Raw genomic sequence first — 12,228 nt, forward strand, 5'->3', positions numbered from 1 at the left:
ATCTTTCATGTATTTAAAGTGTAACATTGATCCCGAATGAATAACCTCTGGGGAATGGAGTAATACGGGGATTAAAAGGTTTTTCCGGATCATAGATACCTGGAATAGAATATGTTTCCCATATATCCGTACCACTGAAATAAACCCGGAGCTTCTCAATCTTAGCCTTTTCTATCAGACTCTTCGGAAAGGTGTACCCTAGTTGTAAATTCTTCAAACGGATATACTTATTATTATAGAATTTATAGGGGGCATTGGACGAGGCATAATCATGGTTTTTAACTGCATCATTCTGTGACAAGCGCGGATAGAACGCATTTGTATTATCATTTGTCCAGTATTTACCATAGAAATATTCCTGCGGAGGCCATGAATCATATTCTATCGGCTTATTTGATTCCAGAACCTGCCATTTCAGTACCCCCTGGAAGAACATACTCAAATCAATATTTTTCCAGTTTACACCTAAATTGATACCAAACAAATAATGTTGTCCGTTATCTCCCAAATGTATCATATCACCTGAACCCGATGCCGGTTTTCCATCTTCTCCCAACTTATAAACCTGGGGTAGTAATTTCCCGTCACCATCCAAATCTTTATAACGGGCGTCACCCAAAGATAGATTATTCGGAATACCGGATGTCATTTTCTCATTATAGGCAGCTAATTCCTGTTCCGTCCGGATGAAACCGTCAAAGTCATATCCAAAATAAGAACCTACCGGATAACCCTCCACGAAAGAATTATATCCCGAATTCGGAATTGTCGAATCAGCCAGTTTCAATACTTTACTGGTGTTGTTGCTGATATTGACATTCGCAGAATATCCCCAGTCTCCTACCTGGTCACGCCAACCGACTGATAATTCCCAGCCTTTCGAGCGGACATAAGCCCCGTTAATACTAGGCGCTGTTACTCCTAAAACCTGCGGAAATTCCTGAGTAAAGAACATATTCGGATTGTTCTTGATATAGAGGTCGAGGGAAGCATTCAAACGCGAATCCAACAAAGCGATATCCAATCCCAAGTTCTTGGTATCGATCTTTTCCCACGAACGTGTCTTACTAGCCATACCGGATAAGGTTGCTTGTTGGGTCAGTGAAGGGGATAAGCTATTACCCATCGGGTATTGTCCGTTTATATTGATCTGGGCTATATAATCGTATAAACCGATACTGGCCTCATTACCCATCTGTCCCCATGATGCCCGTAATTTCAGGAAGTTCACGATATGATTGACTGGTTGCATGAACGATTCATTCGAAATAGTCCAGGCCCCTGATACCCCAAAGAAAGGCGACCATCTATGCCCTTTGGCAAAACGAGAAGAACCGTCATAACGGAATGTACCTTCCAATAAATATTTATTGTCGAACGAATAACCCAACCGGGCAAAAAATGAATTCAAAGCACGATCCGACTTACTTTCATTATTATATTGTTCATCGCTGCTTCCTACACCAAAAGTAGGTAATTCCGGACTGATCAATCCCAGCCGTCTATAGGCCTCAAATTTACGATAGTCTTCCTCTTCATGGGAATATCCCGCCATCAGGTCAAACCGGTTTTTTTCCAATAACGTATATTGATAGTTAGCATAAATATTAGCTACCGTATAGCGTGAACGGCCATATAAAGACCCGGCAGAATTCCTGCCATTTGTCGAATTATAGGAATACTTATTGTTTTCGTCATACATATCGAATCCAAGTTCAGCCCATTCATTCTCATTAATATCGAAACTGGCTGAATATTCACCCGTTATCGACAAATTCTTAATCGGTGTCAGGACAAATCCGAGCAGGGCTTTAATCCTGTAATTCAAATCCGTTGAATTACCTCCATCCCGGGCATAACCTATCGGATTCTGATGAGAGCCGAAATTATACAAATGACCTGCTGAATTAAACGGCATGAATACCGGCCATATCAATCCCTGCCAAAACTCTACCTGATCATATCTGTAAGGTTCCGTCACTTTCTGCCGTTCAAAGTCAAATATTGTCTTTACCTTTAAAAAGCTGGTGATATCATAATCATTTTTCAGCTTGACAAAAAAACGTTTATTATAATTATCACCATAATTCAGCATAGCATCCTGGCCTACATATCCAACCGAGTTATAATAGTTCAATCGCTGTGTTTTACCGGAAACCGAGAGATTATAATTTTGCATCGGTGCAGGACTAAACATTATATCCGGCCAGTTATAATCGCCAAATACAAAATTTGCACTGTTATCAAAAGGCCATTGACAAGAATATTGCCCGTTGTTTTGTTTGATAACATCCATTGTCAGACTGTTATCTGCAATATACTTTACAATATGGCTATACATATTGGTCTTCTGCCCGTCATTCACAAACCCTTCATTCATCATCTCTACCAACTGAAGTACATTCGTACTTTTTTTCATCAACGAAGGTTGTTGGATCGTAAATGTTCCTGTAAAATTAATGGTAGGCTTATCGGTCTGCCCTTTTTTTGTGGTGACCAGAATAACTCCACCTGCAGCACGGGCTCCGTAAATAGCGGCCTGGGCATCTTTCAATACACTGATACTTTCAATGTCATCCGGATTAATATTATCCAAAGCATAAGTATTATTGTCTTTCTGAGCTATCCCGTCAATAACGACCAATACACCAGGATCACTTTTAGAGGTGGTTCCACGAATGGAAATACTACTATTGGTTCCACGGATTTTTCCCTGATTCGAACGGGTTATTTGTACACCGGGAGCTATCCCCTGTAGTAAATCAGTCGTTCTGGCAACCGGTCTGTCCTCCAGTACTTCTTTATCTATCATCGAAACAGAACCGGTCAACGTTGACTTTTTCCTTGTTCCATAACCGATCACCACCAGTTCATCCAGAGCCAAGGTCTCTTCCTTCATCTGTATATTCAGGACATTTTTACTACCTACTGCCATTTCAACCGGTACATAGCCTATATAACTGATCAATAAACGATCTTGATCTGATGCCGTCAGACTGAACTGCCCATCGACATCCGTTACAACTCCGGTCGTAGTACCTTTGATTACGATATTGGCTCCGATAATGGGATCACCATTCTGATCCACGACTTTTCCTGTTATATTTCTCTGGCCTTGCTGAACTGTAGTAAATACAGTACGTTTGGATAATATGATATAATCATTCTCGAATTCATATTTTATCTCATTATTTCCAAAAGCTTCCACCAGATATTCCGAAACTTTCGCATGGTCATTTTTCACCCGTACAATCTGTTCCGTATCTATCTCCGTATCACTGAACACAACCAGATAATTCGTCTGTTGCTCTATGGCACGAATCAGTTCTCCTACGGTCAATTGGGTATCGGGTAATTTCACTATAGCATTTTGCGCTTCACTTTCAACAGCCACCAGCTGGAAGACAAAAGCAAATAAAAAGATCAGGGATATTTTCATAACACGAAGTATATTATTTCTTTTTTTTAAACATACCAGGGGTGTTAACAAAGGATTTCTTTTCATATCTTTGTTTCATTAAAGTAATTACTAGATTTTTAAGTCACACTGGGATTGCTTTATTCAGTCGGTGGATGTTGGTCGCATCCGCCGATTTTTATAGCAGGATTTTTTATTTTTTCATCATAGGCATTCTATTTTAAAGTTAAACATTCATTTTACAGATCAACACTTACTCTCTGTATAAAGTAATAATACTACGTTCTTCATTCTCACTTATTTTGAAATGATGTATCTTTTGAATGATACGTAATATTTCCGCTACTCCATCCCTCTGCCGGAACTTACCGGTATACCGATAGGACAATATTTCCGGGCTTTTAACTATAATCTTTACATCATAATACAATTCCAACTTTTTCAGGATCTCTTCCAGCCGTTCGGATTTGAAATTGTAAATACCCTCTTTCCAAAGCAAATCGTCTTTATTTTGCATCCGAAGCATCTGAAAAGATTTTTGATTATATATCAATTGTTGGTTCGGCTCCAGCACAATTCCATTCACCTCATCTTCCGGACGATACACTTTCACTGCCCCCTCGATCAGACTGGTACTGATCATTTCTACATTCGGATAACAAAAGACATTGAATTGTGTCCCCAACGCTCTTATATTCAACGATCCGGCAGAAACTATAAAAGGAGAATCCTGATTTTTTGCCACATCAAAAAAACCTTCCCCTTGCAAATAGACTTTTCTCTCCTTTCCGAATACAGAAGGATAAGTTAAGGTCGATCCCGCATTCAACCAGACAAAAGTCCCATCCGGCAATTTTAACCGTGCCCGTTGTCCGGCAGGCACAAAAAACTCTTGTTGTTCCGCAATATAATTTTCAGGAATACCTGCATAATTAACAGCAGTTATCCAGACAGTCACAACCAGAGCAGCCACGGCGGCGGCATACCCCATACTTTTTATCAGATATTTTCTCCGGACAGTACGGCGTTGCTTTTCCATAAATAGCTGTAAGCTTTGACGTCCGGCATCTTTATTAGCCCCTTGAGGAGCCATTCCGGAAAGAGTATGTATATTCTGATATTCGATGATCTGTTCTTTCAATTTATCATCATGCACAGCCTCCTGTAGTAGTTTTACCCGTTCCGACTTTGTCAGTTCATCCTGAAAATATTTACTGATACGTTCATCCATATTATCAAAGCTTTCTTATCCTGTTTATAAGGTAGACAAACAAGCGAAAAAAATCCACTATACATTTTTAAAGAAATTGCGATTTAAAAAACAAAAAACGAAGACGTCCATTTTTTATGTTCATCTTCGTTTTCTCTTATTTTAAACTCCGAATAGTAAAATCAATAACGGTACGTAATCTTTCAAATCTTCCCGCAATTTCTTGTAAGCAACAGCCATTTGGTTTTCCACAGTATTCACAGATATATTAAAGTGTTTTGCTATATCCTTCTGTTTCATTCCCTCAAATTTATTCATGATAAAAATCTCCCGGCATCGTTGGGGTAAAGATTGTAAAGCCTTGTCCAAACGGGATTCTATATCATCCTCAGATGCAAATTCCAGATCAAACGCTTCCAGGGAATCAAATTTCATTCGTAAAGTCAAACTATATTCATCCTGCATCCACTGGGCGGTTTCTTTTTCTAGTATTTTACGTTGAATATGATTGATACATCTGTTTTTAGTAGCGGTAAACAAGTAAGCGACCGTATTAACCGGCATTGTCAGAACCTCCCTTTTTTCATACAATTCCGTGAACACATCCTGCACGATATTCTCGGCATCAGCATCCAACAACACATATTCCCGTGCAAAAAATTTCAGACGGGAATACCACGTTATATACAATTGCTCAAAATCCATAAAGAAAAAGTTCTCCCTTTCAAAACAAATCAGTAAGCAAATGTAACATTAAAATTGATATTTCAACTATTATATTACCTGTTACAAAAAAGATATATACATATCTTCAGAAATATCAATTATTTACGGACTTTATTTGAAATGAAATTTCTCCCATGTATAGACCTTCGGAGATTCTTTTATAAAAGGGGTGACATTCTTCCGGTCTTCCTGGCTAAGATACAAAGGGGTTGTATATGTTGCCGTCAATGTCAGACTGTCGGGACTCAGACTATATTGTATCAGATCCATATCCAAACGGGAAGTTGCATCCAGAAAGGCTGTACTGTTTTTATCTGCATCCTCTTTAATAAACCAGTCCGGAGAAACCGGGGTAAACAGATCGGACGCTGCCAACGGTTTCCATTCAGTCGTAAAAAATTCTACCTGACTGTCAGCTACCGGACCATTAACCGTTTTCACCATACAAATTACATTCGTATTGTTCACCAACGGTAATAATTTCATCTCAACAGTACTCCGTTCGGTTACCTGTAGTAATAAATAATCGGAAGTCAGATTTTTCAGTGTGGAAAAACCGTTCATCGTATTCTTCAAACGGGCTTCTTTTCCCGTTTTAAACAGATCGATCAAATCTTTACGCCAGGCATTTTCCAGCTGGGGAATATTATTATCCGGCATGGAAACGAATAAAGCATCCATTTCCTGAGCTTCCACTCCAAATGCAAAAACACAAATCAATATAGAAAAAATAAGTCGTTTCATATTCTATTGTCTATTTCGTCCCCAAATATAGGAATATCATTCCTAACAACACAAGGAATAAGTCCACAGCCTTGCTCTTTAAGTTTTTTTCATGGAAGAAAAGTGCTCCGGCTATGAAAGTGACGAGCACATTGCTACGACGTATCATAGACACGATCGAGATCATGGAATCCGGGAAACTCAAGGCATAAAAGTAAATCCAGTCGGCGATGATCAGAAAGACGGAGATAAATACGATATTCCAGTGCCATACGAACGGAGTGCTCTTTTTCCTCTGCGGATACCATAACAACAACAAAATCGGCAACATGATCAGACATTGATAAACATTGAACCATACCTGTACCGTCATTACATCCATACTCCCCATCAGATGCTTGTCATACAAGCCGCTCATCGCACCGGTCAATATAGAGATCACCGTGAAAAATATCCACTTATTATGAGTAAAGTTGATCCCCTCTTTCTTTCCTGAAGATGAAAGCATATAAAAGGAAGCGACCGACAGCAACACACCGATCCACTGATACAGATTCAACCGTTCGCCGAAAATAACCATAGCACCGACCAGTGTCAGCACCGGCTGTGTAGCCTTGATCGGTCCGGTTATGGTAAGCGGTAAATGTTTCAGTGCAAAATAACCGGATATCCAGGAGGATAATACGATCACCGCCTTGATAAGCACCGCCACATGTGCTTCAAACGAAACACGCGGAACATAAAACATCGTACCGTCCAATACATTTGTGTAGAACGATAAAAGTATAAAAGGAACGAAGATAAGACTACTTATCAACGTATTCAGAAATAACACCGGAATTACGGCATTCCCGTTCAGGGAAATCTTCTTATTCACCTCATAACATCCCAACAGGAATGCAGAGGCAAATGCTAATGCTACCCACATATCTTAACTATTAAACAATTCTTCGGGATAAGTTACATCCACCAGAAAAAGCGCATGACCGGGAACAGACCCTCCGGCTTTGCATCTGTCTTTTGCCTCTATTACTTTACGAAAACCATCGATCGTCAGTTTACCCCGCCCCACTTCCAGCAAAGTACCGACTATTGCCCGTACCATATTACGCAGAAAGCGATCTGCCTGCACGGTAAATACCCAAACATCTCCTTCCTGCTCCCATCCGGCCTGGTAAATACGGCAGTTGTTCGTTTTGACATCCGTATGCAATTTACTAAAACTGGTGAAATCAATATAATCGAACAAGACCTTGCACGCTTCATTCATCGCCCCGAAATCAAGCTTTCCACTCATCCTGTAAACCAGATCATAATTAAACGGGTCCTTCCGGGTCGTAACATAATATTTATATGTACGTGAAGTGGCGTCGAAACGGGCATGTGCCTCCGGTCTGACCGGTACAATACGATAAACGGCAATATCTTTCGAAAGCAAACGGTTCAGTTTTTCTGCCAGGAAAGCCAGATCGTCGATCGGTTCTTCCCAATCGAAATGAGCGACCATCGACCGGGCATGTACTCCCGCATCCGTCCGTCCTGCTCCGACGACCGGAACCGGCCGACGCAATAGCGTAGCCAATGCCTCTTCCAGGCATTGCTGCACGGTTACACCATTGGGCTGTACCTGCCAACCACTGAAATTCTTGCCATTATAACCTAAATAAATAAAATACCGATTCACGCGCAGGATATTTACTTCTTAATATTTCGCTGCAAAGGTAACAGAATTATCGCCAGGAGATTGCTCATACGTCCAAAAAAGTGTACTTTTGCGCTCTCAAATCTACACAATAAAACTATTTGACATGTTTGCAACATTGCTTCAATCGTCTTATTTTGCCTTGTTTCTGATCGTTGCATTAGGATTTATTCTGGGCAGGATACAGATCAAAGGTCTTTCCCTGGACGTTTCCGCTGTTATTTTCATCGCCCTTTTGTTCGGACACTTTGGAGTGATCATTCCAAAAGAATTAGGAAATTTCGGTTTGGTACTATTTATCTTTACCATCGGCATCCAGGCCGGTCCCGGGTTCTTCGACTCTTTCCGGTCAAAAGGGAAAACGCTGATTTTCCTGACTCTGCTCATCATCGGATCAGCCTGTCTGACCGGATTGATTTTCAAATATGCCCTGGGGATCGATACACCCAGCATCGTCGGACTGATCGCCGGAGCGCTGACCAGTACACCGGGTCTGGCCGTTGCTATCGATACCACCCAATCGTCTTCTGCTTCTATCGCTTACGGTATCGCTTATCCGTTCGGTGTGATCGGTGTGATTCTATTTGTCAAATTATTACCCAAGATACTCCGCATAGATCTGAATGCTGAAGCCCAGGCTTTGGAGGCCAAAAGAAAAGGCAAATATCCTCCGTTGCATACAGGAGCATTCCGTATTATCAATAGTAATATCTGCGGTAAAACATTGGCCCAACTTCAACTGCGCAGCATGACGGGAGCTGTCATTTCCCGTATCAAGCACAAAGACAAAACGTCCATTCCAACAGCACAAACAGTATTGAAGGAAGGAGATTTGATCAAAGCTGTCGGTAATGACAAATCGCTGGAACAACTGGAGATACTGGTAGGCGAACGCATTAAAGAAGACCTCCCATTCAACAGCACGCAGGAACTTCAGTCCATGCTTGTTACCAACAAGAACGTAATCAATAAAACACTGGGATATTTAAACCTGCAGAGTACTTTCAGCTGTACCGTGACACGGGTCCGCCGAAGCGGTATCGACCTCCCTCCCGAACCGGATCTGACGCTGAAGTTCGGTGACAAACTGATGATAGCCGGAGAAAAAGAAGACCTGAAAGAACTGGGACAAGTACTTGGTAACGATGAGAAAAAACTTTCCGACACAGACTTCTTCCCGATTGCAGCCGGTATTGTATTAGGAGTATTATTCGGGAAACTGAACCTGTCGTTTTCCGACTCATTCTCTTTCTCCCCGGGATTGACCGGAGGTATCCTGATGGTGGCACTTGTGTTGAGTGCGATCGGAAAAACCGGACCGATCGTCTGGTCTATGTCAGGTTCCGCCAATCAGTTGCTACGCCAATTAGGATTATTATTATTCCTGGCAGAGGTCGGGACATCGGCGGGAGTCAATCTGGTATCCACATTCCAGGAAAGCGGCTGGACGTTATTCGGTGTCGGTATGGCTATCACGATGGTACCGATGCTTATCGCCCTCTGCTTCGGATACTGGGTATTTAAAATCAACATTCTCGACCTGATCGGAACAATAGCAGGCGGAATGACCAGTACACCGGGACTCGCTGCTGCCGACTCCATGACAGACAGTTCGGCTCCAAGTATAGCCTATGCGACGGTCTATCCGATTGCAATGGTCTTCCTTATTTTATTCATTCAGCTGATCGCAAATCTGATCGCCTGATAAAAGTATCTAATAAAAAAACGGGCTTCCCGGCTTGATTTTTAGCCAATAAGCTCGTTTTTCACGTTTTTTTATTTTACATTTGCAGATACCATAAACAATAAATCTATGATAATGCAAATGAACCAACAATTTGACCTGGCCTTCAACTTTCTACAGAATACGGGAACACACCTCTTTCTGACGGGGAAAGCCGGAACCGGAAAAACTACGTTTCTGAAAAAGCTAAAAGAGGTTTCTCCCAAACGTATGATCGTTGTCGCTCCAACCGGTGTAGCAGCCATAAACGCAGGAGGTGTTACTATTCATTCCTTCTTCCAGCTACCTTTTGGCCCTTACATTCCTTCGGCAAACAAAGAAGGAAATCAAAGTAACAATTATACCAATAAATTCAGCCGGGATAAGATCAATATCATCCGGAGCATGGATTTACTCGTGATAGACGAAGTCAGTATGGTACGAGCAGACCTGCTGGACGCTATCAGCGATGTACTATGCCGCTATAAAGACCGGACGAAACCATTCGGCGGAGTGCAGTTACTGTTGATCGGTGACCTGCAACAGCTGGCACCGGTAGCCAAAGACGATGAATGGAATTTATTGAAAGCTCATTATCCTTCCACCTTTTTCTTTGACAGCAAAGCGCTTTCTGAAAGCAATTACTACTGTATCGAATTGACACAGGTATACCGCCAGAACGACAGCTCATTTATCAACCTATTGAATAACATCAGAGAAAACAGATTCGACGACGATACATTGCATTGCCTCAACCAGCGATACATACCGGACTTCAAGCCGGACGATCGACAGGGATACATCACCCTGACAACACACAACTACCAGGCACAGCAACTCAACAACCGGAAACTGGCGGAGTTGCCCGGCAAGTCATATACATTTCAGGCAGAAATAAACAACGACTTCCCTGAGTATTCCTACCCGACCGATCAACATCTGGAACTGAAAAGCGGTGCCCAGGTCATGTTCGTGAAAAACGATTCTTCTGGTGAACACAGGTACTATAATGGCAAAATCGGCAAGATCGTTTTTATCAACCCGAACAAAATAACCGTTGTCGGAGAAGACGGAAATGAAATACAGGTTGAAAAAGAGACCTGGAGCAATGTCAAATACACGATCAATCCGGAGACTAAAGAAATAACGGAAACGATTGCCGGAACTTTCAGCCAGTATCCGCTGAAAACGGCTTGGGCGATCACGATCCATAAGAGTCAGGGACTGACTTTCGATCACGCCATCATCGATGCCTCGGCCGCTTTCTCACATGGCCAGGTATATGTTGCTCTCAGCCGATGCAAAACATTGGAAGGTTTAGTATTGAGCAGCCCTATTACCCGTAATGCCATGATCAAAGATTTACGGATACAGGAGTTTTCATCGTCCGTCGCCACGAAGCAACCGCAAAAAGAGCAGTTGGAACTGGCACAACAACAATATTTCCTGGAACTCGCCATTGAGCTTTTCAATTTTGAAAGTATCCAGCAGCGATTGCAATATGCCGCTTACATGGTTTATACTCATTTACAGAAGTTATATCCGGAGCTCAATACACAATATGCCAATACCCGTGATGCCTTCCGTTCCGTGATAACGGAAGTCGGAGGACGCTTCCAACAGCAACTAATCCGTATGGTCACAGGTAATCCGAATTACCGCGAAGATGAAGCGATACAAGAACGCATCCGGAAAGGTGTGGCTTATTTTATAGACCATATCGACAGTCTTTGTACTTCTCTGGAAGAAAATTCGGCCGTCGAAATAGATAACAAGGAGAGTCGGAAAGCCGTAAACAATGCAATCAGTAAATTTACGGAAGAATTACACCAGAAACAGGAAATATTAAAAGCATGCCAGAACGGTTTCTCTGTCGTTTGCTATCTGACCGCCAAAGCAAAAGCATCGATTGAGCCACCGGCATCGACCAAAAAGCGTTCCGAACGTTCTTCATCACAACCGGCAAAGGTTACCGTTTCCAGCGATATCTTACATCCGGATCTTTACAACAGCATCAGAAACTGGCGTTACGAACTAGCCACGGAAAAAGGATTACCGCCCTACACGATCCTACAACAGAAAGCCCTGTTAGGTATCGTCAATACATTACCGACCAGCTCCAGAGAGTTATTGGCTATTCCGGGAATAGGGAAAAAAGTAATTGAAAACTACGGAGGCGTATTGTTGGAACTTGTTGAAAAATATAAGAATAAATAAAAGAGGAACAAATCTTCTTTGAAATATCATTATGATCGTATATCAAATATATTCGATAAATTTTGACACAAATAACAGCAAAACGAAAACAGACATATTTTACAAAACGACATTACAGAGATTTGACAAATACATATTTTAACACGCCTCAATAATAAGTCATTTTGAAAATCTCATTTAAAACAAATTTCACATTCGTTTAAAACGAAATTTTTCCCGTTTTAAATGGATGTGATCTTTATTTTAAAGCAAATTTTTGTTAATTACACGAGATTTCATTCCAAACAAGCAGTATAAATAGGCCAATTTTTATGCTATATAGCATATTACCCCATCTAAAAGGGAGCTTGTCTCATGCGTTTCCACAATAACAAAATACACCTATTAAGCTTCAATATGAAAACAAACAAATACAGAAACAAGTATAGTAGTTCTTTTTGATAGCAAAACAAGTCTAACAGCATCTAAACATCAACCATAAACTCACTAATAGCGACGTACACAACACC

General features: G+C 41.3%; 8 protein-coding genes. 2 read left to right on the forward strand and 6 right to left on the reverse strand.

Annotated features, from left to right (window positions below; all coding sequences use genetic code 11):
• Positions 1-13 precede the first annotated feature (13 nt).
• The 6 genes from DWW23_RS14000 to truA all read right to left on the reverse strand — a co-directional run bounded on the left by DWW23_RS14000 (position 14) and on the right by truA (position 7,761).
• Entirely contained in the window at positions 14-3,439 is a 3,426-nt protein-coding gene (locus DWW23_RS14000) for a TonB-dependent receptor (protein WP_158583189.1), read from the reverse strand.
• 232 nt (positions 3,440-3,671) lie between these two features.
• Positions 3,672-4,649 (reverse strand): FecR family protein, encoded by a 978-nt coding sequence (locus tag DWW23_RS14005; RefSeq protein WP_122353904.1) that lies wholly within the window; start codon positions 4,647-4,649, stop codon positions 3,672-3,674.
• 141 nt (positions 4,650-4,790) lie between these two features.
• A complete protein-coding gene (locus DWW23_RS14010) occupies positions 4,791-5,333 on the reverse strand; it encodes an RNA polymerase sigma-70 factor (RefSeq protein ID WP_122353905.1) in 543 nt (180 codons plus the stop codon).
• 132 nt (positions 5,334-5,465) lie between these two features.
• The gene (locus DWW23_RS14015; RefSeq protein WP_122353906.1) at positions 5,466-6,098 is read right to left on the reverse strand and encodes a DUF3256 family protein; all 633 of its coding nucleotides are present in this window, start codon (positions 6,096-6,098) and stop codon (positions 5,466-5,468) included.
• A gap of 10 nt (positions 6,099-6,108) precedes the next feature.
• On the reverse strand, positions 6,109-7,005 hold the full coding sequence (locus tag DWW23_RS14020; protein WP_122353907.1) for a DMT family transporter: 897 nt from the start codon (positions 7,003-7,005) through the stop codon (positions 6,109-6,111).
• A gap of 3 nt (positions 7,006-7,008) precedes the next feature.
• Complete coding sequence (truA, locus tag DWW23_RS14025; protein WP_122353908.1) at positions 7,009-7,761, reverse strand: tRNA pseudouridine(38-40) synthase TruA; 753 nt, start codon at positions 7,759-7,761, stop codon at positions 7,009-7,011.
• Positions 7,762-7,885: 124 nt separating this feature from the next.
• Here truA and DWW23_RS14030 point away from each other — a divergent pair, with 124 nt between their 5' ends.
• Both DWW23_RS14030 and DWW23_RS14035 read left to right on the forward strand, forming a co-directional pair.
• Positions 7,886-9,484 carry an aspartate:alanine exchanger family transporter gene (locus DWW23_RS14030; RefSeq protein ID WP_122353909.1) on the forward strand — a complete coding sequence of 533 codons (1,599 nt, stop codon included), beginning with the start codon at positions 7,886-7,888 and terminating at the stop codon, positions 9,482-9,484.
• 114 nt (positions 9,485-9,598) lie between these two features.
• Positions 9,599-11,719, forward strand: a complete 2,121-nt coding sequence (locus tag DWW23_RS14035) for an HRDC domain-containing protein (protein WP_187576721.1) — start codon at positions 9,599-9,601, stop codon at positions 11,717-11,719.
• Positions 11,720-12,228: the final 509 nt, after the last annotated feature.

The organism is Parabacteroides sp. AF14-59 (assembly GCF_003479515.1).
Taxonomy (GTDB): domain Bacteria; phylum Bacteroidota; class Bacteroidia; order Bacteroidales; family Tannerellaceae; genus Parabacteroides; species Parabacteroides faecis.